We start from the raw sequence: 26,606 nt of genomic DNA on the forward strand, positions 1-26,606 counted from the left end.
TTGCCCTTCGCGCCCGACCCTCAGTCTCGCAGAAAAAAAACGATTGGTCTGCGGCGAAAACCTTGAACTTCCTTGACATTTTTGACCCAAATCAGGCACTTAAGCGCCCCGAGGAGGGGGAATCGGGTATAATCGCGGGCTCCCTAAATCGAATCTATCGATGGTTGGGTTGTTCACTGCTTTCACGTCTTCACGGGAGTGGGAATGTCCAATCTGAGCAATGCATTGCAGTTGCGGTCTGTCCACAGCCAGCTGCCAGTCACGGCTTACTTTGACGAAGCGCTTCTAACGCGCGAAATCGACACCCTTTTCAAGAAAGGTCCTCGCTACATCGGCCACGATCTCATGGTGCCCGAAGCGGGAAATTATTTTGCTTTGCCGAGCGAGAGCGAAGGGCGTGTGCTCGTCCGTAACCAGCAGTCACAAGTCGAACTGCTGTCGAACGTGTGCCGCCACCGGCAAGCCATCATGCTCAACGGCCGCGGCCAGACGGAGAACATCGTCTGCCCCCTGCATCGCTGGACGTATGACCTGAACGGCCAGCTCCTCGGTGCACCTCATTTTGCGGATAACCCCTGCCTGAATCTCGGCGCCACGCCGCTGCAGAACTGGCAAGGCCTGCTGTTCGAAGCGCAGGGGCGCGACGTCGCGCGGGATCTGGCACGCCTCGGCACCAAGCAACACTTCGATTTTTCGGGCTTCATGTTCGATCACGTCGAAGTGCACGAGTGCAATTACAACTGGAAGACCTTCATCGAGGTCTATCTGGAGGACTACCACGTCGCGCCGTTCCATCCGGGCCTCGGCAGCTTCGTCAATTGCGACGATCTGACATGGGAGTTCGGCGAGTGGTACAGCGTGCAGACGGTTGGCGTCCACAAGGATCTGGAGCAGCCGGGCAGCCCGACGTACCGTAAATGGCACGACGAAGTGCTGCGCTTTCGCGGCGGCAATCCGCCCGATTTCGGCGCGATCTGGATGGTGTACTACCCCGGCATCATGATCGAGTGGTATCCGCACGTGCTGGTCGTGTCGTGGTTGATTCCGCGTGGTCCGCAGAAAACCACCAATGTGGTGGAGTTCTATTACCCTGAGGAAATCGCGCTGTTCGAACGCGAGTTTGTCGAAGCCGAGCGCGCTGCCTATATGGAAACGGCCCGCGAAGACGACGAGATCGCCGAACGCATGGACGCCGGCCGCCGTGCGCTGATGGACCGCGGCGAATCGCAGGTCGGCCCGTATCAGAGCCCGATGGAAGACGGCATGCAGCACTTCCACGAGTTCTTGCGGCGTGAACTCGGCGCGATCTGATTCGCGCGCGGTCCGCATGCATCGGTGTTTGATGCCGATCCTGGCGCGAACCGCATCAAAACATGGAAGACGGGCTTCGGCCCGTCTTTTTTTGTTTAGACTATCAGTATCGTTCGGCCATTCGCTAACGGCCTCAAGCCGCCGCGTAAGCGCCGCAACCATCTTGCATGGGACTGGAGACGTCATGCCCCACACTCACTACACCACACTCATCTCCGCGACAAACCTCGCGGAACGGCTGGCCGCCGCGCCGGGCAGCGTGTTCGTCATCGACTGCCGTTTCGATCTGGCGGACACCGAGGCGGGCGAAAAAGCCTATCTGGCCGGGCACTTGCCGGGTGCGCACTATCTGAACCTCGATCGTGATCTGTCGGGGCCGAAGAACGGCCACAATGGCCGCCATCCGTTGCCGGATCGTGCAAGGCTGGTGGAAACGCTGGAGTCGCGCGGGCTCAAGCAGGGTCAGCAGGTTGTCGCGTATGACGCGCAAGGCGGCATGTACGCCGCGCGCGCATGGTGGCTGCTGCGCTGGCTCGGCCACGATGCGGTTGCGCTGCTCGACGGCGGACTGCAAGCCTGGGAGGCCGCCGCTCAACCGCTGACACAAGACGCGCCGGCGCAGAATACCGGTGACTTCAAAGCGGGGGCGCCGCTTTCTGTCACCGTCGACGCGCAGACCGTCGAGCGCAATCTCGGCACGAAAGAACGCGTCGTGGTCGATGCGCGCGCGAACGATCGCTATCGCGGTGAAAACGAAACGCTGGATCGCGTCGGCGGCCATATTCCTGGTGCGCTCAACCGGTTCTTCAAGGACAACCTCACCGCCGACGGCCGCTACAAGCCGGCACACACGCTGCGTGAGGAATTCCATGCGTTGCTGGGCGACACGCCGCCGGAACACGTCGTGTTGCAATGCGGCTCGGGCGTGACGGCGTGCGTGAACGCGCTCGCGATGGAGATCGCCGGCATGCATGGCGCGGCGCTGTATGCAGGGTCGTGGAGCGAATGGAGTTCTGATCCGAAGCGGCCGGTTGCAACGGGCCCGAATCCTTAAGCGGCCCATCAAGCGGGACGAATAGCAAAAGGCCGTGGCCGCTTTCCAGCGGCCACGGCCTTTCTTATTCTTTAAGGCGAGCGTATCGACGCACCCTTTGGGCACGTTAGCGACGACATCAAGACGCACCACCGGTCAGGCAAGCGCACGCCCTCAGGAGACCCCATGCTGCTTGAACCACACCAGCGCACGTCGCCAGCCATCCTCGGCATCAGCCTCCTTGTAACTCGGCCGGTAATCCGCGAAAAACGCGTGGCCCGCGTCGTCGTACACGACGAATTGCGAGCCGCGCCCCGCCTGCGGACCCTGCGCGATGGCCTGTTTCATCTGCTCGAGCGTGGCTTGCGGGATGCTCTTGTCTTGGAGCCCATATAAACCCAGTACCGGCGCATGCAGCTCCGCCACCAGGTCAAGCGGATTGGCCGGCGTCATCGCGTTCTTCGCGCCCACTACGCGCCCATACCAAGCCGCGGCAGCCTTCAGCCGGGGATTGTGCTCCGCATACAGCCACGAAATACGCCCACCCCAGCAAAAACCGTTCACACCGAGCCGGTTCAGATCGCCGCCATGTTCGCCGGCCCACATGACGGTCGCATCGAGATCGGCCATGGCCTGCTCGTCCGGCACCTTGCTCAGGATCTGATCGTCGATCTGCTGGATGGTCGGCAGCACCGAAGGATCACCCTCCCGCTCGAACAGGTTCGGGGCGATCGCCAGATACCCCAGCTTCGCAAAGCGCCGGCACACATCGGCGATATGCTCGTGCACGCCAAAGGCCTCATGCACGACGATGATCACTGGCAAATGCGTCTTGCCCTTCGGCTGCGCGCGATAGGCCGGCACCAGCGTGTCGCCCGAACGCACGCCAATCTCGCCGGCTTCAAGACCGTCGCTATCGGTATGGATGGTTTGCGCCGACACCGGCAGCACGGCCGCGGCGAAACCGGTGCCGAGGGCGGCTTTGATGAAGGTGCGTCGATTGAAGGGAACGTGCGGGACCAGGCTGTCGATATCGGGTTTCAGCATGCGGCGCTCCTCGTGTGAAGGTTGGAGGCAACAGGATACGCTTCACCCGCATCCTGTTGCAGATGCAACCTTCTCGAGCGCAGTCAGCCTTCAGTGCAGCTTGACCCGCGGCAGCGTGGTGCGTCGCAACCAGTGCGCGAAGGTGTCGAGCACCATCCGCGCGTAGCCGTGCAGCGCCGCGATATGCAACCGGTACAGCGACATGTACATGAAGCGCGCGAACAGCCCTTCGATCAGCATATTGCCGCCGATCACGCCACCCATCAGATTGCCGACCGCGCTGAAGTGCCCGAGCGACACCAGCGAGCCGAAGTCGCGATAGGTAAATTCAGGCAGCGGCTTATTCTCGAGCCGTGCCGCAAGCGCCTTCATCAGGAAGCTCGCCTGCTGGTGAGCCGCTTGCGCACGCGGCGGCACGTTACGCTCGTTGCCCGGCCATGGGCAAGCGGCGCAATCGCCGAGCGCGAAGATGTTGTCGTCGACTTCGGTTTGCAGCGTGCGGCGAACGATGAGTTGCCCCAGACGGTTGACCGGTAGGCCGTCCAGTTCACTCAGGATGGCGGGCGCCTTGATGCCCGCCGCCCATACCGTCAGATCGGCGCGTACAGTTTTGCCGCTGGCCGTGCGGATCATGCCCGGAGCGACCTCGGCCACCGTCTCGCCGATCATCAGCTTCACGCCGAGCTTGGTGAGCAATTCGGCGGTGGCCGTCGACACGCGCTCCTGCAAGGCCGGCAAAATGCGCGGCCCCGCCTCGATCAGCACGATGCCGACGTCGTGCCGCGGATCGAGCTTATGCAAACCGTACGCGGACAACACCTGGGCCGTATTACGCAACTCAGCCGAGAGTTCGACACCCGTCGCGCCGCCACCGACGATCGCCACCTGGATGCGCGGCTCAGTGGAGGTCGACGACGTGCCCGGGCTCGATTCGACAGGTTCATGCACCTGATGCTCCGCACGCATACAGGCCGCGATCAGGCGTTTGCGGAAGCGCTCCGCCTGGCTGACCGTATCGAGCGCCAGGGAAAACTCAGGCGCACCCTTTACGCCGAAGAACGCCGTGGTGCTGCCGATCGCGATGATCAGCGTGTCGTATTCGAGTTCGCGTGCGGGCAGCAATTCGGCGCCGTCGTCGTCGAGCACGGTACCGAGCGTGAGACGCTTGTTCGCGCGGTCCAGACCGGTCAGATCGCCCTGCTGAAACTCAAAGCCGTGCCAGCGCGCCTGCGCCGCATATTCGAGTTCCTGGGTGAACGGGTCCATGCTGCCGGCGGCCACTTCATGCAACAGCGGCTTCCAGATATGGGTTGGATTACGGTCGACGAGCGTCACTTGCGCGCGCACACCGCCTTTGTTCTTGTGGGGCGAATAGCGGTCGCCTAAGCGCGTCGCCAGTTCCAATCCCCCCGCGCCCCCGCCAACGACGATAAAACGATGCATTGAACTCTCCGTATTTGCCGATGGGTTATGCGTCGCGACGGCGCGCATGAAGCATGAAACGCGCGCCGTCTGTCCTGGCGATTGTCCGCGAGCGGCGCGGGTTGTCACAAGCCATCAATACGCATGTGTGACATGCGCGCGACGATATCGCCTATCACGCGCGCCGTCACATGCACGTCAATGCGCTTCCTCCCAGTTCAGGCCGGCACCCACTTCAGCGACCAGCGGCACTTTCAGCGCGGCGACACCGCACATTAGTTCCGGCAAGCGCTTACGTACGTCGGACAATTCCGCGTCCGGCACTTCGAGGATCAGTTCGTCGTGCACCTGCATGATCATGCGCGTACCGACCTTCGACTCCTCGATCCACTTCTGCACCGCGATCATCGACAGTTTGATCAGGTCAGCGGCCGTGCCCTGCATCGGCGCGTTAATGGCCGCGCGCTCTGCTGCCTGACGGCGCGGACCGTTGCCACCGTTGATCTCCGGCAGCCACAGGCGGCGGCCGAACGCCGTTTCCACGTAGCCCTTGGCCTTCGCGCTCAGACGCGTTTCGTCCATATAACGCGCAACGCCCGGATAACGCGCGAAGTAGCGGTCGATATACAACTTGGCCGCGTCGCGCGTAATGCCGAGGTTCGCGGCAAGACCGAACGCGCTCATGCCATAGATCAGGCCGAAGTTGATGACCTTCGCCACGCGCCGTTGATCGTTCGACACTTCGAGCGGCGTCACGCTGAAAATCTCCGCGGCAGTGGCGCGGTGAATGTCTTCGCCTTGCGAGAACGCACGCAGCAGGGATTCGTCGCCGGAAATGTGCGCCATGATGCGCAATTCGATCTGCGAGTAGTCGGCGGAGACGAGTTTGTGTCCCGGCGGGGCGATAAACGCCTCGCGAATGCGGCGGCCTTCGCCGGTACGCACGGGGATGTTCTGCAGATTCGGATCGTTCGACGCCAGCCGGCCCGTGACCGCCACCGCCTGCGCATAGTTCGTATGCACGCGACCGGTTTGAGCGTTGACCATGCGCGGCAGCTTGTCCGTGTAGGTCGATTTCAGCTTCGACAAACCGCGGTGTTCGAGCAGGATCTTCGGCAACGGATAGTCTTCAGCGAGCTTTTGCAGCACTTCTTCGTCGGTGGACGGCGCGCCGCTCGGGGTCTTCTTGACCACCGGCAATTCGAGCTTCTCGAAGAAGATCTGACCGATCTGCTTCGGTGAACCAAGATTGAATTCGCCACCGGCCAACACGTACGCTTCGCTTTCCAGTTGAATCAGACGCGTGGCGATTTCGCTGCTTTGCGCGCGCAGCTTTTCCGCGTCGATCAGCACGCCGGTGCGCTCCATCTTGCGCAAGACGCGCGAGGTCGGCACTTCGATGTCGCGATACACGTAGTCAAGCGTCTTCTCCGCGGCCACTTGCGGATACAAGGCCTGATGCAGACGCAAGGTAATGTCGGCGTCTTCCGCCGCGTACTCGGCGGCTTTGTCCAGCGCGACTTCGTCGAAACCGATTTGCGACGCGCCCTTACCCGCGACCTCTTCGTACTTGATCGTCTTGATGCCGAGATGGCGCAGCGCGAGGCTGTCCATGTCGTGCGTACGGTGCGATTCGAGCACGTACGATTCCAGCAGCGTGTCGTGTTCGACGCCGCGCATTTCGATGCCGTAGTTCGCCAGCACCTGTTCGTCGTACTTCATGTGCTGGCCGACCTTCTTGTGCTCGGTGCTTTCCAGCCACGGCTTGAGCTTCGCCAACACTTCGTCGCGCGGCAGTTGCACGGGTGCGTCCGGACCGCGATGCGCGAGCGGCACATAAGCGGCATAGCCGGGTTCGACCGACAACGACAGGCCCACGATTTGCGCGGTCATCGGGTCGAGCGAGGTGGTTTCGGTATCGAATGCAGTCAACTCGGCGGCGTTGATTTTCTCAAGCCACGCGTCGAGCTGCTCCCAGGTCTGCACGGTATCGTAGTGACGTTCGTGATCCACGGTGAGCGCGGGCGGTACATCGGTCTCGGGACCTTCCACGACTTCGGCGACTTCCACCTCACGCAGCCAGGTCTTGAAGCCGTTGCGCCTGAACACGTCGCGCAGTTCCTCGCGCGATTCCGGCCGGCTTTCCAGGCTCTCTTCGATCGACACGATATGGCCGGTCAGATCGCATTGGCGCTCGACGGTGACGAGTTTCTTCGCCATCGGCAGAAAATCGAGCGCACGTCGCAGATTGTCTCCTACCGCACCTTTGATCTCGTCCGCATGTGCGACGATGCCATCGAGGGTTTCGTACTGCGTCAGCCATTTGATCGCCGTTTTCGGCCCGCATTTTTCGACGCCGGGCACGTTGTCGACGGTATCGCCGATCAACGACAGGTAGTCGATGATGCGTTCCGGCGGCACGCCGAATTTGGCAATCACGCCTTCGCGGTCGAGCTTCTCATTAGTCATCGTATTGATGAGGGTGACATGATCCGACACGAGCTGCGCCAGATCCTTGTCCCCAGTCGACACGATCACATTCATGCCGCGCTTTTCCGCCGCGGTGCTGAGCGTGCCGATCACGTCGTCAGCTTCGACGCCTTCGATCATCAGGAGCGGCCAGCCGAGCGCACGCACGGCGACGTGAATCGGCTCGATCTGACGCGCGAGATCCTCCGGCATCGACGGGCGGTTCGCCTTATAGTCGGCATACCAGTCGTCGCGGAACGTTTTGCCCTTGGCGTCGAACACGCACGCGCTATACTCTGCGGTAACTTCCTTGCGCATGCGCCGCAGCATGTTGATCATCCCATAGAGCGCACCCGTCGGGCCACCCTCGGGTCCGCGCAGATCAGGCATCGCATGGTAGGCCCGGTACAGATAACTCGAACCGTCGACCAATAGCAGGGTCTTACCTTCAAGGCTTCGTTCTTCAGGCATTATGACTAAGAGAAAAGTGATTCCGAGTCTGCGATCACTCGCAGATCAAGAGCGCGCTACGGCTAAGAAGGCCCGCGCATCGTGGCAGATGTTCACGATTATGGCAGAGTTTATCGAGGCGACCGAGTACCTCTCGGAGATTCGTCCGGCTGTCAGCATCTATGGTTCAGCGCGCCTGAAACCGAACTCGCCGTATTACAAACTCGCCACGCAGATCGCACGCAAGCTGTCGGACGCCGGCTTCGCGGTCATCTCGGGCGGTGGCCCCGGCATCATGGAGGCGGCCAACAAGGGCGCCCATGCAGGCAAAGCCCCTTCGGTCGGCCTGAACATCGAACTGCCGCACGAGCAATCGGGCAATCAATGGCAGGACATCTCGCTGCGCTTCCGCCATTTCTTCACGCGCAAAGTCACGTTCGTGAAGAACTCGGATGCGGTGATCGTCATGCCGGGCGGTTTCGGCACGCTGGACGAGCTCGCCGAAGTCCTCACGCTGATTCAAACCAAGAAGTCGCGCCACGTGCCGATCATTCTGGTGGGCGGCGAGTTCTGGGAAGGCCTGCTTGCGTGGTTCAAGAACTCGCTCACGCCGATGGGCCTGATCAATCCAACGGATATGGATTTGATGCAGGTAATCGACGATCCGGACCAGGTGCTCGAAGCAGTGCTGAAGTTCTATGAAGACCGCGAAGAAGCCGAACCGCATCCGGCCAAATCGGATGAGGACCGGATGTTCTATCTGTGATGCTGGCTCTTCGCGCCTCGTGCGCGAAGTCAGCTTGCTGATGTTCAATGCGTATTTAGCAGAGCAACGCATGCGGGTTCTAGCGAGTGGCCTCCAGGTCGCTCGCTTCCGCTACGTCGGTCTGATCACCCTGCGCTTGCAGCCATTCGCAGAACTGCGCCACTAGCGGCGCCTGCGCGACCTCCCGCCTCGCCACCCACCAATAGCCGCGCGCATCGATACGCGGACCGGCCAACGGCACGACGAGCCGTCCCGATGCCAGCTCATCCGCCAGCAAAGGCAACGGGCCGAGCGCTACGCCGAGTCCATCCACCGCGGCCTGCAAGGCCAGATAGAAGTGGTCGAACGACTGCTTCTTCCGGCATGTCGCCGTGACCCCTGCCGCCGATAACCAGTTGCTCCACGCATCGGGCCGCGTGTCCGAATGCAGCAGCACGTGCTTCGCGAGATCGTCGGCCGCCTTGATTGGTGAGCGTTGCAGGAGAGTGGGACTGCACACCGGGATCTCGCTCTCGCCAAGAAAATGGCCGCTCACGCAGTTCGGCCAATGCGCCGGCCCGCGCCGCACGGCGACGTCGAAGCCGTCCAGCGTTTCGACCGGTGCGTTTGAAGTCGATAGGCGCAGCTCCACATTTGGCACCTTGCGCTGGAATTGATGAAGCCGCGGCAGCAGCCACTTCATTGCGAAAGTCGGCAGCGCATTCACCCTTAAAACGTGAACGACGCCCGTATCACGCAATTGATCCGTAGCAAGCGCGATGCTGTCGAACGCGGCCTGGACGGTGGCCAGATAGCGGCGGCCGTCGTCGGTCAGGCGCACGCGCTTGCCGCGGCGATGAAACACCTGCACGCCGAGCCATGTTTCGAAAGCTGCGACTTGCCGGCTAATTGCACCGTGCGTCACATGCAATTCGTTCGCTGCGGCGGTGAAACTTTCATGCCGTGCGGCAGCCTCGAAGGCACGCAGCGCCGGAAAAGGAGGAAGATTACGAGCCATGCTTGTGATTCTAGATCACAAAGGCGCGCTCAAAAATCGTTTTGCCCAGCGAGGGTTCGGCGCTAACCTCCAGAGCTTGAACTGGAAGCCTAGCGATATGGATCACGATCTCACCTCAATCACGGCCGACCGGGCGCCCACGCCCACATTGCGGGAAATTTTTAGCGGCTTTCTCGGCCTCGGGCTGATCTCATTCGGTGGCGCACTGCCGCTGGCGCGGCGCGCCCTGGTCGAGCAACGGCGCTGGCTGACCGGCGCGGAATTCACCGACTTGCTGGGCCTGTGCCAATTCCTGCCGGGCGGCAATGTGATCAATCTTTCGGTGGCGATCGGGATGCGCTTTCGCGGCGTGCCGGGTGCGCTGGCGGGGTTGCTCGGGTTGATCGCCGGGCCATCGCTGGTGGTGATCGGCCTTGGCGTGCTGTACGAACATACGCAAAACGACCCACACATTCGCCATCTGTTTGCCGGTCTTGCCGCCGCAGCGTCCGGTCTGCTGATCTCGATGGCCGTAAAAATCCTTCTGCCGTTGCGGGATAAACCGATGGCCGCGCTTATCGCGGCGCTCGGCTTCATCGCGATCGCCATCATGCGCCTGCCGCTTCTGCCTACGATGCTGGTGCTCACGCCACTCAGCATCTACATCGCGTCGAGGGCCGCACGATGAACGACACGCTCATTTCTCTCGCCATCATTTTCAGTCAGCTTTCGCTGCTCGCGTTCGGTGGCGGCAACACGATTCTTCCGGAGATGCAGCGACAGGTGGTGGATGTGCATCACTGGATGCCGGCCAGCGAATTCAGCGCGCTGTTCGCGCTCGCACAAGCGGCGCCAGGGCCGAACCTGATGATTGTCACGCTGGTCGGCTGGCATGTGGCGGGTTGGGCGGGGATGCTGGTGACTTCTGTGGCGAAGTTCGGACCTTCGTCGCTCGTGACGATTCTTGCGCTGCATGCGTGGGACCGGTTCAAGGACCGTCCGTGGCGGCGTTACGCGCAAGCAGGACTGGTGCCGGTGACGGCAGGCATCGTCGCGGCAAGCGCGTCCTTGATCGCCGAAGCGTCGAACCCGACGGCGATTGCATGGGCAATCTGCGCATTTACCGCCGTACTGGCGTTGAAGACGCGCATTCATCCGCTGTGGTTGCTGGCGGCGGGGAGCTTGATCGGGCTGACAGGGTTTGGGCAGTTTTAAGGCGGTAAGGCGAGGAGAGGAGCAGACGCTCGCCCTCGCCTTACCGCGCCCTATCAAGAGGCGCTTATTGAAACGCCACTTCCGCGAAGCTGCGCAACTTACGGCTATGCAAACGATGCAAGCCATTCATCCGCAGCAACTCCATCGCCTTCACACCGATCTGCAAATGCTGATCGACCTGCGCGCGATAGAACTGATCCGCCATGCCGGGCAATTTCAATTCGCCATGCAAAGGCTTGTCCGACACACATAGCAAGGTGCCGTAAGGCACGCGGAAACGGAACCCGTTGGCCGCAATCGTCGCGCTTTCCATGTCGAGCGCGACCGCGCGGCTTTGCGACAGCCGCTGCACCGGCTCACGGTGATCGCGCAACTCCCAGTTGCGGTTATCCACGCTCGCCACCGTGCCCGTACGCATCACGCGCTTCAACTCGACGCCGTCCAGTTGCGTGACCTGCGCGACCGCGCGTTCCAACGCCACCTGCACTTCGGCAAGTGCAGGAATCGGCACCCACAGCGGCAAATCGTCGTCGAGCACGTGATCTTCGCGCACATAGCCGTGCGCCAGCACATAGTCGCCCAAACGCTGCGTATTGCGCAGACCCGCGCAGTGCCCAAGCATGATCCACGCATGCGGCCGCAGCACGGCAATGTGATCCGTGATCGTCTTCGCGTTCGACGGTCCGACACCGATGTTGACCATCGTGATGCCGCTGCCGTCGGCACGCTTCAGGTGATACGCAGGCATCTGCGGCAGACGCGGCGGCGCCGTGCCTTCCTGCGCCTGCTCGCCGAGATTCTCGTTGTACGTGATCACGTCACCTGGTTCGACAAACGACGTGTATTCGCTGCGATAGGCGCGCAGTTCTTCGTCGTCGGTATGGGCCATCATCGTGCGGCCGAGTTTGACGAACTCATCGATATAGAACTGATAGTTCGTGTACAGCACGTAGTTCTGGCAATGCGTGGGCGAGGTCGCCGTGTAATGCTTCAGCCGATGCAGCGAGAAATCCACCCGCGCCGCCGTGAACAGCGCAAGCGGATGCGGCTCGCCCGGCAGCGGCTCATACGTGCCGTTGACGATGCGGTCGTCGAGCAGCGCGAGGTCCGGCGTATCGAACACGTCGCGCATCAGGAACAGGCGCTCGCGATCCAGATCGCCCTCGAGATGGATGCCTTCGGCGAAAGCAAAGTGAATCGGAATCGGCTGGTCGGAGACACCGACTTCAATCTTCACGTGATGGTTTTTCGCCAGCAGGCGCAATTGCTCGCGATAGTAGTTGCCGAACAGATCGGGCCGAGTGACCGTAGTCTCGAACACGCCCGGGCCCGCGACAAAACCGTACGAGCGGCGCGAGTCGATATGCGTGTTGACTTCGGTGCGCACTCTGACGAACGGGTAGCAGGCGCGCACCCGGCGTTCGAACAGTTCGTTGCGGCGGTAGCGCGCGAAGGCGTCGCGCAGGAACGAGGTGTTCGCTTCATAGATCGCCGACAGACGCGTGACGGCCTCGACCGCGTCGTCAAAGGATTCGGTTGGGAAGCTGTTGGCGGGAGTCTGCACCGCGCGTTGATTGGTATCGTTGTTCATCTTCATTCGCCCCTATTCATGAGATGACATTACCACGGAACCCGCGATCGCCAAATGACCTCGCCGCGCCTACCACACCTGCCGCAACAGCGGCCGCAAGATTGCGCGCACGTCGCGCGAAAGCGGCGCAAAATAAGGCGATCGCGCCCGTAGGCAAGGCTGGATTTGCTAGAATCGGGGCACCATATTGGAGAATCACCATGAAGCCGTTCCTTCCCGTCGCCGTTGCATTGGCCCTCGCCTTTGGCAACGCGGCGATGGCTGCCCAGCCTGTCGATGACACTCCGGCCCCCGGTGCGCCCCAGTCCGCCAATGAACGGGCTGGTCTGCCTGACCTGGAGAAGATCAATCGTCCGGCCGCCGAGGTCAGCTCGAAGGTCGAAATCAACGTCCCGCGCACGCCGAGCTTCTACGAACGCAGCGCTAACGGCACCGAAATCACCGAATACCGCGACAAAGGCAAGCCCGTTGAAATCAACGTGCATTCGAATCTCGGCACGCGCTATCAAATGAGCGCGCCGCTCGACACGTCGCCTACCGTGCGCGACAACGGCCGCGCAAGCACGCGTCTGCCGTCGGTGAATCTGACATATTGACGGTTGCCGGGGCAGCGGCGTGACGTAAGCCGCTCCCGGATCTGCGCGGCCCGCGGGCGTCGCCCCGGGCTTTTAGCCTGCTTGCCGATTTTCAGCACCGCCTGCAGCATGGCGATACCGCGTTGAATTGTCACAGCGCTTAGCGACCCTGACGGGTGGCCAGGATTGGCAGGCAAGATTCGCTGCCTGATTGACTTTGACTGCGTGACCTTGACCGCGCTTTCTGCAACGCATTCGCCACACCTCGTACTGGTCGCCTCGCGCCAGCCCGACTAACCTGATCCGACGTTTCCCGCATGGCTGTCTTCACCGCTGTCACCGAACCCCAACTAGCAGAATGGATGCGTCATTACGATCTCGGCGAAGTCGTCGAGTTTCGCGGCATTCCGTCCGGTATTGAGAACAGCAACTTCTTTCTGACGACGACGCGCGGTGAATACGTCCTCACGATTTTCGAAAAGCTGACGGCCGAGCAATTGCCGTTCTATCTCGATCTGATGCAGCATCTGGCCGCGCACCGCGTGCCGGTGCCGGATCCCATGCCGCGTGAAGATGGCGCGCTGTTCGGCACGCTGCACGGCAAGCCCGCCGCCATTGTGACCAAGCTCGAAGGCGCGCCGGAGTTGGCGCCGCAGGTCGAACACTGCGTCGAGGTCGGGCAAATGCTCGCGCGCATGCATCTGGCGGGGCGCGACTACGCGCGCTATCAGCCGAATCTGCGCAGCCTGCCGTGGTGGCAGGAAACCGTGCCGACCATCCTGCCGTTCCTCGAGGGGGCGCAACGAGACCTGCTGTCGTCGGAACTGGCGCATCAGGAGGCGTTCTTCGCGTCGGCGGATTACGCCAGGCTGCCCGAAGGTCCGTGCCACGCCGATCTGTTCCGCGACAACGCGCTATTCGCGCATGCCGCGCCGGAATCCGGTCACGAGGTGCGCCTGGGCGGCTTCTTCGACTTCTATTTCGCCGGCTGCGACAAGTGGCTGTTCGACGTCGCGGTAACGGTCAACGACTGGTGCGTCGACCTCGCCACCGGCAAGCTCGACGAAGCACGCACCGAAGCCATGCTGCGCGCCTACCAGACCGTGCGCCCGTTCACCGTCGAAGAAAACCGCCACTGGGGCGATATGCTGCGTGCCGGCGCTTACCGCTTCTGGGTCTCGCGCCTGTATGATTTTCATTTGCCGCGCGCGGCCGAGTTACTCAAACCGCACGACCCCGGTCATTTCGAGCGCATTCTGCGCGAACGCCTGTCCGGCGTTGCTCTTCCAGGCATTCATACCTCATGCAACTGATCGAAGTCCCCGCGAAAACCGGCTATGTCTGGTTCCGGCAGGGTATCTGGCTGTTCCGCAAGAACCCGCTCGCGTTTCTGACGCTGTTCTTCACCTATCTGCTGGTCATGACGCTGGCGGCGCAGATTCCGGTTGTCGGCGGCGTGCTGCCGCTGGTCTTCATTCCGGGTGTCGCCGTCGGTTTCATGGCGGCGTGCCGCAACACCATCGCGGGCAAGCCGGTGTTCCCGACCATTCTGGTGGACGGCTTTCACTCGTACGGCCCCGCGGTCGCCAAACGTCTGCTGGCGCTGGGCGTGCTGTACGTCGTCGCGATGGCGCTGGTGCTGGCCGGCTCGGCACTCGCCGACGGCGGCATGCTGCTGAAGGTCATGCTCGGCATGGCTACGATGGATCAGGACGCGATCGCCAACAGCAATATCCCGCTGGCAGTGATCGCCGCGTTCGCGTTCTACATTCCTGTCGCGATGATTTTCTGGTTCTCGCCGGTTCTTATCGCGTGGCACGACGTGCCGCCCGTCAAGGCGATGTTCTTCAGCATCGTCAGTTGCTGGCGCAATCGCGGCGCGTTCATCGTGTTCGGTGCATTGTGGTTCGCGGTGGCGACGACCGTCTCGTTCGGCTTGTCCGCGCTGATGCAGGCGCTGGGCGCGGGCGACTTCGCATTCGCGATCCTGATGCCCGCCACGATGATCGTCACAACCATGCTGTATTGCTCGTTCTACGCGACTTATCGCGGCTGCTTCGGCGTGCAAACGCCTGAAGCACCGGACCTGCCGACCACGCCGGCGGCTTGAGCGCCGGCTAGGCCGCTGCTCAAGCGCGGGCGCTTTTTCGGCGCCCGTGTGGTTTCAATCCGGCGCACTGCCCGCTTTCGCCTTGGCACGCTCGGCATCTCGCCTCGACTTGCGGCACAATGGTTTGCGCGCAATCGATTTGCACGCTCTTTTTTCCGCGAGATGCAACATGACCCAGCGCCCCGCTTTGCCCTTCACGCTCGACGAGCAACTCTGCTTCGCCCTCTATTCGACCTCGCTTGCGATGACGAAGGCGTACAAACCGCTGCTCGACAAGCTCGGCCTGACGTACCCGCAATATCTGACGATGCTCGTGCTATGGGAAGCCGACGACGTCACGGTGAAAGACATGGCCGCGCGCCTGAATCTCGACTCGGCGACGGTCACGCCGCTGCTCAAGCGCCTCGAGGCGCAGGGCTACCTGGAACGGGTACGCGGCGTCGAAGATGAGCGGCTCGTCTATATCCGGCTCACCAAAGCGGGCACCGCGCTGAAGCGTCAGGCACGCGAAGTGCCGGCGGAAATCTTCTGCGCGACCCAGCAGACGCCGGAATTCCTGCTCCGTCTGCGTGACGATCTGACGCGCCTGCGCACCACGCTCAACGATTACATGGACCACTAGCCGGCCTGTTTCAAATGGCACGCTATCGAGTCGATACAAAAATTAGTTTGCACACAAATGATTTGTGTACTATCTTTATCACATGCCGCTTCGATAGCACTCCGCCAGAAAGGTGGCCAAACAGCGGCAAGCATGCAAACCACCCTGACAACCCAGATTTAGGAGCAGCATAATGAACATCCTCTACAAAGCAAGCGCAACCAGCAACGGTGGCCGTGACGGCCGCGCAGTGTCGTCGGACAATGCGTTGGACGTGAAGCTGGCGGCACCGCGTGAACTGGGCGGCACGGGCGCAGCGGGTACCAACCCGGAACAACTCTTTGCAGCGGGCTATTCGGCGTGTTTCCTGAGCGCGATGAAGTTCATCGCCGGCCAGCGCAAGCAGGCTTTGCCGGCTGACACGCAAGTCACGGCAGAAGTGGGGATCGGCCCGAACGACAATGGCGGCTTCGCGCTCGACATCGATCTGCGCGTCTCGTTGCCGGGCCTCCCCGCAGATGCAGCCAAGGAACTGGTCGACGCAGCACATCAGGTCTGCCCGTACTCGAACGCCACGCGCAACAACGTCGCGGTGCGCCTGCAAGTCGCGTAAGCTCCGGCGGCTTGAACGAATTGCCAATGAATCGAATCGTTGACACGCGCGGCACGACCGCGCCGTCATGAATAACGCCCGTATCCTGCAAACCAGGCGCGGGCGTTGTGCCATTTTGCGGCGCAACAGGCATTCGCGGACGCGGCACGCAATGTGCGACATCGTGCGACATCGATCCGACCGATCGCCTGCCGTCACGCTTTTTCACCCGTAGCTTTGTGAGTAAAAGCACAGTTCAGTAATATCGTCGCCTGGCAGTTGATCATCGCGCCGTTCCATGCTTCGCCACGCGGCCCTTTACCCGACCCACGTTTCCAATGACACGCCTCCGGCGCCTGAACGACACTTTCGATACCGGTCTGGTCTGGTTTCGCCGCGACCTGCGCAGCACGGACAACGCCGCGCTCTACTACGCGCTCAAGCATTGCGCGCGCGTCTGGTGCGCGTTCGTATTCGACACGACGATCCTGCAACCGCTGAGCGACGCCTGGCAAACTCGCCATCCGGACACGCAGCCACAGGACCGCCGCGTCGAGTTCATTCTTGCTGCATTGGGCGAGTTGGACGAGGCGTTGCGCGCCAAAGGTGGCGGGCTCATCGTGCTGTACGGCGATCCGGTCGATCTCGTGCCCAGGCTCGCTGATGAACTCAATGTGGATGCAATATTCACGAATCACGATTACGAGCCGGTCGCGATCGAGCGTGACGCGACGGTGCACGAACGGCTTGTCGAGGTCGGACGCCAATGGCTGACGTTTAAGGACCAGGTGATTTTCGAGCGCGATGAGGTGCTGACAGGCCAGAACAAACCGTTCACGGTGTTCACGCCTTATAAGAACGCATGGCTCAAGCAGCTAACGGCCTTCGATCTGAAACCGTATCCGGTCGAGACCTACGCAAAGCATCTGACAGCACTGCCTCCCAAGCTGGACCGTCAGTTGCCGACGCTCGATCAACTCGGCTTCGCACCGAGCAATCTTGCGGAGCTCAACTTGCCCACCGGCATGAGCGGCGCGCAACGCCTGCTTGACGACTTCATGACCCGCATCGACAGCTATCGGGACCGGCGCGACTTTCCCGCAGTCAAAGGCCCGAGCTACCTGTCGATGCATCTGCGCTTCGGTATCGTCTCGATCCGCACGCTCGCGCGGATCGCGCACGAGATGTCACTGCAGCCGGACGGGCAAGGTTCGGCCACGTGGCTGACGGAGCTGATCTGGCGGGATTTTTACTTCATGATCCTCTCGCATCATCCAAAGCTGGCGGATGGTGCGTCGTTCAAGGAAGAGTACGACCGGCTGCGCTGGGAGCAAGGCCCGGAAGCGGACGAGGCGTTCGCCGCATGGTGCGACGGCCGCACGGGCTATCCACTGGTCGACGCCGCGATGCTGCAACTGAACCGCACGGGCTACATGCACAACCGCCTGCGGATGGTGACGGCGAGTTTTCTGGTGAAGGATCTGGGCGTCGACTGGCGACGCGGCGAGCGGTACTTCGCCGAACAACTGAACGACTTCGATTTCTCGGCGAATAACGGCGGCTGGCAATGGGCGGCATCGACGGGATGCGACGCGCAGCCGTATTTCCGGATCTTCAACCCGATCACGCAATCCGAAAAGTTCGACACCGAAGGGCGCTTTATCAAACGCTACCTGCCCCAACTTGCGAAACTGCCGGCCAAATGGATTCACGCGCCGTGGCTGGCGGGTGCGGATCGGCTCGCGGAATTTGGCGTGATTTTGGGCAAAGATTATCCCGCGCCGATCGTCGACCATGCCGACGCTCGGCAGCGTACGCTTGCCCGTTTCGGCAAGTAAGCGCCCGCTCACATTGATTTGATCAGAAACGTCTGGCGAAGACTGAAGGACGCGCCGTTTGCCGTCGTTGTTCGTGTTTTAGTGCTGATCGTCGCACTGACGCTTGCACTCTGGCGACGGGACCACTGGGCTGGCGAACTACTCGAGCCCTATGTAGCCTGGGTGGCATTTACCGCGGTGTTGGATCACGCGCTGTGGCAATTGAATCCGGCTGTTTAAGCGTGTTTGAGCCCTTCCAATAGCTCATAACAGCTTGGGCGCCTTACCCCAAACATCGGCGTTCTTCATTACGCGCCGATGCTTCAAACTCGCGCAGCTTAGTGCTGGGCCATCCACGCCGGATGACGGGTAGCCGCCTCACGGTCGAGCTTGCGCATACGGAATTCCAGATCGTAAAGATCGGTTGCCTCTGCGAGGAAGGCGTCAGCGCGTTCTTTCGCGAGTTGATCGGGCGATTTGGTCAGGAACAGAAACAGGCGGCTAAGCAGGTACATGGTCAACCTCGACAATGAGTTTAGGCGTTAACGCCTAAGGGATAACCCGTATTATAGGGAAAACCCTAGGATTACGCCAATACTCATTTCGAAGTGTTGTTCCAACGTCACCGTGCGCCTGCCGAAGCTTCTGTGGCGGTGCTTTCAGCGATACGGCCGGTGCCCGTGCGGCGTTGGTGCCTGAAAAATTCCCACACCATGGCGCTTGCGTCCGGACCTTTGGCGGAATGGAAAGGTACGGCGTCATCGCCGCCACTCCATGCGTGCGCGAGCCCCTGGACACGGCACAGCCGCACCACGCGCCGGCCGCCGCGCAGGTAGTCGCGCATCACTACGCCACCTTTGCGCTCTTCCTTCACTTCGCCGGATTTGCGCGCGCCTTTCTCGTCGACGATCCGGTTCAGACGGAGAAACTGCACCGCCAACTGGTCCGCATTGACGGGCGCGACCACATGGTCGGTGTCGCCGTGGAGGATGATGGCCGGCATCCCGGGGTATTCAGCCACGTTAACGAGTTCGTCGACCAGCTCGGCCGGCTCGCGACGCGCGCCGCGCCGCATCACGTCCATCGCCGCAATGCCGGAGCGAGCCTCGCCGAAAGCGGGGCCGGAATGCAGCGCGACCGCCGCGAATCGCTCCGGGTAGTTAGCGGCCAGAAGCGCCGTCAGGCCGGCCCCGGCAGAGATTCCGGCGACATAGACGCGCTCGCTGTCGAAGCCGTGCTGGGCAACCAATGAATCCACCAGCGAGACGACCGCACGCGCCTCAGCACCACCGGCGCTGTCGCTGGCGTCGTACCAATGCCAGCAGCGATGCGAATGCACATGCTTCGACTGTTCCGGATAAACCACGGCAAAGCCGAACCGGTCGGCGAGCACGTTCATCCGCGTGCCTTCGGCGAATTCGTCAATCGACTGGGTGCAGCCGTGCAGCATCACCACCAGCGGCATCGCCTCGTGCGCATGGCCGGTCGGGATGTACAGCCCGTACTGAAGGTGGTTGACGAGCCGCCCAGGCGCGGTAGGCGCCGAATGGAACGAGCGCGTCCATGAACCGCTCGCCCATGCAGAGGCGCGCGGACGAACCCGCGATTCCCGTGGAGCGGCACGCGGCGCGTCGCGTTTCGCGGATGCGCGCAGCGCGGCCGCCGGCTTGACAGGACGGACCTTGGCCGAAGGTTTGGTGGTAGCGGCGCGTGCCGGCCGCGTGGGGGCGCGCTTGGTGGTTGCGTGAGTGTGCTCGGTTTGAATGGCGAGCAGCCGCTTGAGACCACGTAGCCAGATTTTCGACAGACTTTTTGCCATCGGCGGGTAACCTCGCAAAAAGGGACAGGTGTCGTTCGATCGAACGACGCTTTGTTGTGCAATGCACAATAACACCAATCCTCATGCGATGCTGACGGCCTTAGCCTCTGCCGGATACCGAATTTTCCGCCCGGCGAACCTTGCAGCAGCAGCAACGTCAAATCATGGCAAAGCTTGTTCGCTAGCCAACGCCCCGCTACAAAAAGCCTGACGCGTGGCGAATCCCGCCCGCAGCACCCGTCTATACTGGCGGGTAAATAATGTCGGTGACGCCTTCGCCGCGTCGGCGATTCGCGCCGTTCGCGCGTTAAACCATTACCAACCCGATTCTACGCGGCCTTGGTCGCGCCTTTGCCATGCCCGATTTACCTGCCCATCTGTGGTACTCGATCACCAGCCTCGGCGGCGCCGGCATGACGCTGCCGCTCGCGTTCGCCATCGCACTTTGGCTGGCGATCGGCTACACGTGGCGCATGGCGGCTGGCTGGTTGCTGCTGCTTGGCGCGGCCATCGGCGTTGTGACCGTGACCAAACTTGCCTTCCTCGGCTGGGGCGTCGGCGTGCGCGAACTGGATTTCACTGGCGTCAGCGGTCACGCCATGCTGTCGACCGCCGTCTATCCGGTCGCGCTGTTCCTGATGTTGCTGCCGGCGCGCCCGGCGATTCGTCTGCTCGGCGTCTTGTTGGGCCTGGCTGCGGGTATTGCGGTCGGCTTGTCGCGCGTCGTACTGAGCGCTCACTCACCGTCTGAAGCCGTAACCGGCTGCCTGGTCGGCGCGCTGGCGGCGCTCTTCTTCGTGCGAATGGCGTGGCATGCCGAGCCGGGCCGGTTGTCGGCGGCGCCCGTCGCCGCAAGTCTGATGATCCTCGCGCTGCTGATGCACGGTGTTCATGTGCCGACGCAACGCTGGGTCACGCATATCGCGCTGAAGGTGTCCGGTCACGACCGGCCGTTCATTCGCGCCAAGTGGCGGGCCGTGCGTGACGTACGCCCCGCTATGGCACCCCTGTCGCAGACGCTCAACACGCTTACGCCGCCGCACTCGCCGGACGTCTGAAGCGCGTTCAATCGATTTCCTGTTTGGCAACTGAAGCCCACCCCTGCCGGCCCACGCGCCGCGTTATGCGCGCAACTGAATAATCAGCATGGGTACCGCTATAACCTTTCATATATTACGATAGCGTTTTAACCCCCCAGTTCCGGCCCACGCCGGACATCCAGCCTTCATGACACTGTCCCGCCGCCTTGTGAAACATGCGCTGTTCATCGCCAGCGCCATCTCCGTTGCAGTCAGCGCCAACGCACGTGCCGACGAACTGGTGGTTTCCGCCGCCGCCAGCCTGACCAACGCGTTCAAAGCGGTGAGCGAGGTCTTCGAACAGCAGCATCCCGGCACCAAGGTCCTGCTGAACTTCGGCGCCTCCGACGTGCTGATGCAGCAAATCGTCAAGGGTGCGCCCGCTGACGTGTTCGCCTCCGCCGATCAGAAAGCAATGGACAAGGCCGCGGCGGAAAAAGTGATCGTTCCGGCTACGCGCAAGGACTTTGCCGCCAATTCGCTGGTGCTGATCGTGCCGACCGACAGCCATTTCGCGCCGGCCTCGCTGAACGATCTGACGTCGGCGAATGTGAAGCGTGTGGCCTACGGTGATCCGGCTTCGGTGCCGGTTGGCCGCTATACACAGGGCGCGCTGCAAGCCGCGGGCGTGTGGGACGCGGTCAGCGCAAAGGCTGTGCTGGCATCGAACGTACGCCAGAGCCTGGACTATGTGTCGCGCGGTGAAGTCGACGCCGGCTTCGTGTTCAGCACCGATGCCGCAGTCATGCCGGACAAGGTCAAGGTCGCGATGAACGTGCCGACACAAACGCCGATCACCTATCCAATCGCGCAGGTCGAAGGCAGCCGTCACGCGGCCGACGCGCAAGCCTTCATGAACTTTGTGCTCTCGCCGGCCGGCCAGGCCGTGCTCGCGAAGTACGGCTTCAAGCCCGCGCATTAACCTGGGTACCGCACGCACATGCAACAGGCCTGGATTCCGCTCCTGCTGTCACTGAAAGTGGCGGGCTGGGCCACCGCGCTCAATCTGGTGTTCGGCGTCGCGGCCGGTTTCGGTTTGTCGCGCTGGCGCTCCGGCGCGCGCGATGTGATCGATTCGCTGCTCATGCTGCCACTCGTTTTGCCGCCCACCGTGCTCGGCTACTACCTGCTGGTCCTGCTCGGGCGGCGCGGCGTGATCGGCGGATGGCTCGACAAGCTCGATATCCAGTTGGTGTTCACCTGGCAGGGCGCGGTGATCGCGTCGACGGTGGTGGCGTTCCCGCTCGTGCTGAAGTCGGCGCGCGCCGCCTTCGAATCCGTCGATCCACAACTCGAGCGGGCCGCGCGCACGCTCGGCGTCAGCGAAACGGCGGTCTTCTTTCGCGTGACACTGCCGCTCGCCGCTCGCGGCATCCTCGCGGGCGGTCTGCTGGCGTTTGCGCGGGCGCTCGGCGAATTCGGCGCGACGCTGATGATCGCGGGCAACTTGCCGGGACGCACGCAGACGCTTTCGGTTGCAGTCTATTCAGCCGTGCAGGCCGGCGACGACAGCACCGCGAATTTCCTTGTGCTCGTGACTTCGGTGACGTGTGTCGTGATCCTGTTGCTCGCGGGCCGTCTGGTGCCGCAGCACACGCTTTTGACGTCCCGCTGATATGTTGCTTACCGTCGACATCCGCAAGACCTTCGAGAGCGCCGAGCGCCATTTCACGCTCGACGTCTCGTTCAAGGCGACCACGCAGCGCGTCGTGCTGTTCGGGCCGTCCGGCGCGGGGAAGAGTCTGACTTTGCAGGCCATCGCCGGTTTGCTGCACCCCGACGAAGGGACAATCACGTTGCACGGCAACGCGTTGTTCGACAGTGCGCGCGGTATCGATCAGAAACCGCAGGCACGCAAGATTGCGTATCTGTTTCAGGACTACGCGCTGTTTCCGCATCTGAACGTGCGGCAGAACATCGGCTTCGGGTTGCAGCAGGGTTGGCTCAATCCGCGCGCGCGAATCTCGCACCCGCAAGTCGATTACTGGCTCGATGCGCTCGAGTTGAAGAGTGTGGCGGGTAATCATCCGGCGCAGCTTTCGGGTGGACAGAAGCAACGCGTGGCCCTGGCGCGGGCGCTCGTCGCTGAGCCTCGCCTGCTATTGCTGGACGAACCGTTTTCCGCACTCGATAGCGCGCTGCGTCAGCGTATGCGGAGCGAGTTGTCGGACCTGCAGACGCGGCTCGATATTCCGATGGTGTTAATCACGCACGATCCCGACGATGTCGCCGCGTTCGGCGATCAGGTCGTGCAGGTCAGCGATGGTTGCGTGCGTGAGAACCATCCGTTTGCTGGGTACGAGCGCAGCGTGCCGTAAGGTCTGCGCGCGCCGTCGGATGGTTCGGGGCCATCCGGGACGCCACAATTCTCAGAATCGCCAGAGCCTGCGCCCTTCAGTGCCCTCGGCTCATTCAATCCTTCACGCCAAGAATCACGCTCGACGCCTTGAATACCGCGACCGCAGTCCCGCCTTCCACAAGCCCAAGCGTATCGACGCTTTGATTCGTGACGACCGCGGTAATCACCGCGCCGCCGTCCAACAGCAGCGACACCTCCGCGTTGACCGCCCCGCGCTTCACGCTCTGCACCGCGCCGCGCAACTGATTGCGCGCGGACAGTTGCAGCGGCGCACCGCTTTCGTTCTCCACGAGCAGCACCACCCACGACGCCTTGATCAACGCAAACGCCGCCGCCCCCACCGCGAGGCCCAACGTCTCCGTACTTTCATGCGTGACTACGGCGACGATCGTATGGCCGCCTGGTAGCGCCAGCGACACTTCATCGTTGACCGTCCCGCGCGTAATTGCCGACACCGTGCCATAAAGCTGATTGCGTGCGCTCGTTTTCACGCCGATGCGGCCAATCAGGTCCCAATCCGTTGCAAAGCCTTCGATCGCCGCACCCGCGCGTTCGAGAAAACGCCGATGCTCGCGTTCGACCGCCCGAAACGTATCGATCAGCTTCACGGCGCGCGGCGTGAGTATCGTGCCGCCACCGCCTTTGCCACCGGTCGAGCGCACGACGAGCGGCTCGCCGGCGAGATTGTTCATCGTGTCGACGGCGTCCCACGCGCCTTTGTAGCTCATGCCGATGGCTTTCGCCGCGCTGGTGATCGAACCGGTCTCGCCGATCGCCGCGAGCAGCGCAATCCGCGACGCGCCGCCGAGCGTTTGCGCGCCTGCCTTAAACCAGACGGAGCCGCCAAGTTCGAGGGCTTCGTGGGACGGATCGATGCGGTCGGATGTCATGGCGGCGGAGTGTCGGTGGGTGAGGAAAGGACAGCGAACCATTATAGCGACGCATCGTTGCCTGTCTGGCTGCCCCGCGCATCCATTCCCGCCCGCCTCAATTACGCGCAGGCCACCTGAGTTCGTCAGTCACTCAAACCGCGTACTGCGCGATTCCATTACCGAACGACCAATTCTCCTTCAGCACTTCGACGAGATTGATGAATACATCCTCTCGTCGCAGTCCGGGCGACTCCGCCAGTTCATCCGCCATGCGCTTGTACAGCGCCTTCTTTTGTTCGAGCGTGCGCGTATTGTTAAACGTGATCTGAATCACCACGAGATCGTCGCTGCGTTCGATGTTCAGATACTGCTTGTCGTACACAAAATTGCCGGCATCGTGCTCGGTGATGAGCATGAAGATGTCGTCTTTCGGCACATTGCACGTCTCCACCAGCGAACGCTGGATGCTGTCCGTCAGCGCCTTCCGGTATTCCACCGGCTTGCCGGCGCGCAATGCGATTCGTGTGAGCGGCATGATGAAACTCCTTGGTTGCCGTGATTGGGTAAACACAGCTTAGGCGCGCTCAGTCATAATGAACAGCCATCTTTGGCTATTTCATCCATATTCAACTGAAATGAAAGTCCTCGATCTCGATGCGGTGCGCGCCTTCGTGCTGGTCGCCGATCTGCACAGCTTCACGCGGGCAGCGGACGCGCTCGATACCACGCAATCGGCCGTCAGCCTGAAGCTGAAACGGCTGGAAGCGCATCTCGGCAAGCAGTTAGTGGAACGTACGCCGCGTGTCGTGCGCCTTTCCGCGGATGGCAACGCATTCCTTGGCGCGGCCCGGGATCTGCTGAGCGCACATGAGCGGGCGCTGGGTTCGTTGTCCGTGGAGCGTCGGCGGCTCACGCTGGGGCTGAGCGAGCACGTCGCGGGAACGAACTTGCCGCAGTTGCTCGCGCGGCTCAACGCGCACGATCCGGGTCTGGTGGTCGAATTGCATCTGGGCATGTCCGCTGCACTGCTCGCACAATTCGATGAACGGCGCCTCGACGCAGTGATCGTTCGCTACGGCGCCGATGAGCCGCCGCGTGACGACGCGCAAGTGCTGTTCAGCGAGCCGCTTGGCTGGCTCGCTACGCCGGAATGGCTGCCGCGCGTCGGCGAGCCGTTGGCGCTGGCACTGCTGAGTCCGCCGTGCAATGTGCGCGACGTCGCGCTGCACACGCTGAATGAGGCGGGGCTTGCATGGCAGGAAGTGTTCGTCGGCGGCGGAGTGGCTGCCGTCGGCGCCGCGGTCGCGGCTGGTCTTGCGGTGTCGCCGCTGGCGCGCAGAGTGGCGCCGCGTGGATTGATCGATGTCGGCGCACGGCTGGGTTTGCCGCCGCTGCCGGAATCACGCGTGACCCTGCATTCGCGCGTGAGGGATGCGCGGTCGATGGAGACGTTGCGGTTGGTGACGAATGGGTTGGCAACGCAATGACAAAACGACTTCTCGCCCTAAATCATGAATAAAGTTCGCCGGCTTTCGCTTAAGCTGGAAAACCAACCATTTCATTTAAAAGTAGATCAGTGGACCTCGACCCCCGACAAACCGCCGCCGTCCGCGCGGTCATCGAAACCGGCAGCTTCGAGCAGGCCGCCGTTCGCCTGAACATCACGTCGTCGGCGGTATCGCAGCGTGTGCGGGCGCTCGAAACGCGCCTGGGCAATCCGCTGATCGTGCGCACGCGGCCCTGTCGCGCGACGCAGATGGGCCAGCGTCTATTGCAATATCTACGGCGTGCCGCCCTGCTCGAAGACGACTTCGCCAGCGATCTTGCGGGCGCCAACGAAGCGCTGCTGAACGTCGCCGCTGCCGTCAACGCAGATACGCTGTCCACATGGTTTTTTCCCGCGCTCTCCGAGATCCTGCTGCAGGAAAACGTGCTGCTCGATCTGACCGTCGACGACCAGGATCACACCCACGCGCTGCTCGCCTCAGGCCTCGCGATCGGCTGCATCACCACCGAACCGGCGCCGATGCGCGGCTGCTTCGCGGAACGGCTCGGCGCGATGCGCTACCGGCTGGTGGCGTCGGCGGCGTTCGTCGAGCGATGGTTTCCGAACGGCTTGACGCGTGAAGGCGCGCGGCGCGCGCCGGTGATCCTGTCCTCACGCAAGGACGCGTTGCAGGCGCGCTTTCTCGAGACGCGCTTCGGCCTGCCCCCGGAAGCTTATCCGTGCCACTACGTGCCCGCGCCAGTGCCGCGCTACATGGCGATCCAGCGTGGCCTCGCCTATGGCATGGTGCCCGAACTGGAATTCGGCGATGCCGTCGAGCGCGGCGAACTGGTCGACCTTGCGCCGAAGCAGCCCACCGACGTCGAGTTGTACTGGCACGCCTGGAAGGTCCAGTCGCCACGCCTCGAAAAGCTCTCGGCGCGCATCGTCGAACTCGGCCGCACGGCGCTGGGTCCGCCGGGCACCAAGGCCAAACGCAAACGCGCCGCCTGAAT

The 26,606-nt window shown here is 62.2% G+C and carries 27 protein-coding genes; 18 read left to right on the top strand and 9 right to left on the bottom strand.

The window, feature by feature from the left end; genetic code table 11:
* The first annotated feature begins 204 nt into the window (after positions 1 to 204).
* Positions 205 to 1,311 carry an aromatic ring-hydroxylating oxygenase subunit alpha gene (locus tag FSO04_RS00750; protein ID WP_154557905.1) on the top strand — a complete coding sequence of 369 codons (1,107 nt, stop codon included), beginning with the start codon at positions 205 to 207 and terminating at the stop codon, positions 1,309 to 1,311.
* A gap of 184 nt (positions 1,312 to 1,495) precedes the next feature.
* Complete coding sequence (locus FSO04_RS00755; protein WP_154557906.1) at positions 1,496 to 2,365, top strand: sulfurtransferase; 870 nt, start codon at positions 1,496 to 1,498, stop codon at positions 2,363 to 2,365.
* A 153-nt stretch (positions 2,366 to 2,518) separates the two neighbouring features.
* Here FSO04_RS00755 and FSO04_RS00760 read toward each other — a convergent pair whose 3' ends face one another.
* The 3 genes from FSO04_RS00760 to polA all read right to left on the bottom strand — a co-directional run bounded on the left by FSO04_RS00760 (position 2,519) and on the right by polA (position 7,753).
* Positions 2,519 to 3,391: a dienelactone hydrolase family protein gene (locus FSO04_RS00760; protein WP_154557907.1), complete on the bottom strand. Its 873-nt coding sequence runs from the start codon at positions 3,389 to 3,391 to the stop codon at positions 2,519 to 2,521.
* A gap of 90 nt (positions 3,392 to 3,481) precedes the next feature.
* Positions 3,482 to 4,834: an NAD(P)/FAD-dependent oxidoreductase gene (locus FSO04_RS00765; RefSeq protein WP_154557908.1), complete on the bottom strand. Its 1,353-nt coding sequence runs from the start codon at positions 4,832 to 4,834 to the stop codon at positions 3,482 to 3,484.
* Positions 4,835 to 5,011: 177 nt separating this feature from the next.
* Entirely contained in the window at positions 5,012 to 7,753 is a 2,742-nt protein-coding gene (polA, locus tag FSO04_RS00770; RefSeq protein ID WP_154557909.1) for a DNA polymerase I, read from the bottom strand.
* Position 7,754: 1 nt separating this feature from the next.
* On the opposite strand from polA, the gene FSO04_RS00775 reads away from it, so the two are divergent.
* The gene (locus FSO04_RS00775; RefSeq protein ID WP_054034825.1) at positions 7,755 to 8,498 is read left to right on the top strand and encodes an LOG family protein; all 744 of its coding nucleotides are present in this window, start codon (positions 7,755 to 7,757) and stop codon (positions 8,496 to 8,498) included.
* A gap of 79 nt (positions 8,499 to 8,577) precedes the next feature.
* On the opposite strand, the gene FSO04_RS00780 is transcribed toward FSO04_RS00775, so the two are convergent.
* A complete protein-coding gene (locus tag FSO04_RS00780) occupies positions 8,578 to 9,495 on the bottom strand; it encodes a transcriptional regulator GcvA (protein WP_154557910.1) in 918 nt (305 codons plus the stop codon).
* Between the two features lie 97 nt (positions 9,496 to 9,592).
* Here FSO04_RS00780 and FSO04_RS00785 point away from each other — a divergent pair, with 97 nt between their 5' ends.
* Together FSO04_RS00785 and FSO04_RS00790 are read left to right on the top strand one after the other, a co-directional pair.
* On the top strand, positions 9,593 to 10,162 hold the full coding sequence (locus FSO04_RS00785; RefSeq protein WP_154557911.1) for a chromate transporter: 570 nt from the start codon (positions 9,593 to 9,595) through the stop codon (positions 10,160 to 10,162).
* Positions 10,159 to 10,689: a chromate transporter gene (locus FSO04_RS00790; RefSeq protein WP_154557912.1), complete on the top strand. Its 531-nt coding sequence runs from the start codon at positions 10,159 to 10,161 to the stop codon at positions 10,687 to 10,689. The genes FSO04_RS00785 and FSO04_RS00790 overlap by 4 nt, the downstream gene beginning before the upstream one ends.
* Before the next feature lie 64 nt (positions 10,690 to 10,753).
* Here the strand turns inward: FSO04_RS00790 and FSO04_RS00795 are convergent, their stop codons facing one another.
* Positions 10,754 to 12,280 carry an AMP nucleosidase gene (locus FSO04_RS00795; RefSeq protein WP_154557913.1) on the bottom strand — a complete coding sequence of 509 codons (1,527 nt, stop codon included), beginning with the start codon at positions 12,278 to 12,280 and terminating at the stop codon, positions 10,754 to 10,756.
* Positions 12,281 to 12,480: 200 nt separating this feature from the next.
* On the opposite strand from FSO04_RS00795, the gene FSO04_RS00800 reads away from it, so the two are divergent.
* The 7 genes from FSO04_RS00800 to FSO04_RS00830 all read left to right on the top strand — a co-directional run bounded on the left by FSO04_RS00800 (position 12,481) and on the right by FSO04_RS00830 (position 18,215).
* On the top strand, positions 12,481 to 12,876 hold the full coding sequence (locus tag FSO04_RS00800) for a hypothetical protein (RefSeq protein ID WP_154557914.1): 396 nt from the start codon (positions 12,481 to 12,483) through the stop codon (positions 12,874 to 12,876).
* 296 nt (positions 12,877 to 13,172) lie between these two features.
* The gene (locus FSO04_RS00805; RefSeq protein ID WP_154557915.1) at positions 13,173 to 14,168 is read left to right on the top strand and encodes a homoserine kinase; all 996 of its coding nucleotides are present in this window, start codon (positions 13,173 to 13,175) and stop codon (positions 14,166 to 14,168) included.
* Entirely contained in the window at positions 14,159 to 14,965 is an 807-nt protein-coding gene (locus FSO04_RS00810) for a BPSS1780 family membrane protein (RefSeq protein ID WP_093634984.1), read from the top strand. Before FSO04_RS00805 ends, FSO04_RS00810 begins: the two co-directional genes overlap by 10 nt.
* Before the next feature lie 169 nt (positions 14,966 to 15,134).
* Complete coding sequence (locus FSO04_RS00815; RefSeq protein ID WP_054034820.1) at positions 15,135 to 15,587, top strand: MarR family winged helix-turn-helix transcriptional regulator; 453 nt, start codon at positions 15,135 to 15,137, stop codon at positions 15,585 to 15,587.
* A gap of 172 nt (positions 15,588 to 15,759) precedes the next feature.
* A complete protein-coding gene (locus tag FSO04_RS00820; RefSeq protein ID WP_154557916.1) occupies positions 15,760 to 16,179 on the top strand; it encodes an organic hydroperoxide resistance protein in 420 nt (139 codons plus the stop codon).
* A 317-nt stretch (positions 16,180 to 16,496) separates the two neighbouring features.
* Positions 16,497 to 17,996 carry a cryptochrome/photolyase family protein gene (locus FSO04_RS00825; RefSeq protein WP_154557917.1) on the top strand — a complete coding sequence of 500 codons (1,500 nt, stop codon included), beginning with the start codon at positions 16,497 to 16,499 and terminating at the stop codon, positions 17,994 to 17,996.
* An 18-nt stretch (positions 17,997 to 18,014) separates the two neighbouring features.
* Positions 18,015 to 18,215, top strand: a complete 201-nt coding sequence (locus FSO04_RS00830) for a tryptophan-rich sensory protein (RefSeq protein ID WP_154557918.1) — start codon at positions 18,015 to 18,017, stop codon at positions 18,213 to 18,215.
* A gap of 98 nt (positions 18,216 to 18,313) precedes the next feature.
* On the opposite strand, the gene FSO04_RS00835 is transcribed toward FSO04_RS00830, so the two are convergent.
* Both FSO04_RS00835 and FSO04_RS00840 read right to left on the bottom strand, forming a co-directional pair.
* Positions 18,314 to 18,490 (bottom strand): DUF3563 family protein, encoded by a 177-nt coding sequence (locus FSO04_RS00835; RefSeq protein WP_093634980.1) that lies wholly within the window; start codon positions 18,488 to 18,490, stop codon positions 18,314 to 18,316.
* A gap of 107 nt (positions 18,491 to 18,597) precedes the next feature.
* The gene (locus FSO04_RS00840) at positions 18,598 to 19,794 is read right to left on the bottom strand and encodes an extracellular catalytic domain type 1 short-chain-length polyhydroxyalkanoate depolymerase (RefSeq protein WP_154557919.1); all 1,197 of its coding nucleotides are present in this window, start codon (positions 19,792 to 19,794) and stop codon (positions 18,598 to 18,600) included.
* A 356-nt stretch (positions 19,795 to 20,150) separates the two neighbouring features.
* Here FSO04_RS00840 and FSO04_RS00845 point away from each other — a divergent pair, with 356 nt between their 5' ends.
* From FSO04_RS00845 to FSO04_RS00860, 4 genes are all read left to right on the top strand, one after another.
* Positions 20,151 to 20,852 (top strand): phosphatase PAP2 family protein, encoded by a 702-nt coding sequence (locus FSO04_RS00845; protein WP_154557920.1) that lies wholly within the window; start codon positions 20,151 to 20,153, stop codon positions 20,850 to 20,852.
* Positions 20,853 to 21,021: 169 nt separating this feature from the next.
* Entirely contained in the window at positions 21,022 to 21,795 is a 774-nt protein-coding gene (gene modA, locus FSO04_RS00850; protein ID WP_154557921.1) for a molybdate ABC transporter substrate-binding protein, read from the top strand.
* An 18-nt stretch (positions 21,796 to 21,813) separates the two neighbouring features.
* Positions 21,814 to 22,488, top strand: coding sequence for a molybdate ABC transporter permease subunit (gene modB / locus FSO04_RS00855; RefSeq protein ID WP_154557922.1), 675 nt, complete (start codon positions 21,814 to 21,816; stop codon positions 22,486 to 22,488).
* Between the two features lies 1 nt (position 22,489).
* On the top strand, positions 22,490 to 23,191 hold the full coding sequence (locus FSO04_RS00860) for a sulfate/molybdate ABC transporter ATP-binding protein (RefSeq protein ID WP_154557923.1): 702 nt from the start codon (positions 22,490 to 22,492) through the stop codon (positions 23,189 to 23,191).
* A 94-nt stretch (positions 23,192 to 23,285) separates the two neighbouring features.
* Here FSO04_RS00860 and FSO04_RS00865 read toward each other — a convergent pair whose 3' ends face one another.
* A complete protein-coding gene (locus FSO04_RS00865; RefSeq protein ID WP_154557924.1) occupies positions 23,286 to 24,122 on the bottom strand; it encodes a TOBE domain-containing protein in 837 nt (278 codons plus the stop codon).
* A 133-nt stretch (positions 24,123 to 24,255) separates the two neighbouring features.
* A complete protein-coding gene (locus tag FSO04_RS00870) occupies positions 24,256 to 24,639 on the bottom strand; it encodes a tautomerase family protein (RefSeq protein WP_154557925.1) in 384 nt (127 codons plus the stop codon).
* 100 nt (positions 24,640 to 24,739) lie between these two features.
* Between FSO04_RS00870 and FSO04_RS00875 the strand changes: the two genes are divergently transcribed.
* Positions 24,740 to 25,591 (top strand): LysR family transcriptional regulator, encoded by an 852-nt coding sequence (locus tag FSO04_RS00875; protein WP_154557926.1) that lies wholly within the window; start codon positions 24,740 to 24,742, stop codon positions 25,589 to 25,591.
* Positions 25,592 to 25,680: 89 nt separating this feature from the next.
* Positions 25,681 to 26,604, top strand: a complete 924-nt coding sequence (locus FSO04_RS00880) for an HTH-type transcriptional regulator ArgP (RefSeq protein WP_168435515.1) — start codon at positions 25,681 to 25,683, stop codon at positions 26,602 to 26,604.
* Positions 26,605 to 26,606 lie beyond the last annotated feature (2 nt).

Source organism: Paraburkholderia madseniana (assembly GCF_009690905.1).
Taxonomy (GTDB): domain Bacteria; phylum Pseudomonadota; class Gammaproteobacteria; order Burkholderiales; family Burkholderiaceae; genus Paraburkholderia; species Paraburkholderia madseniana.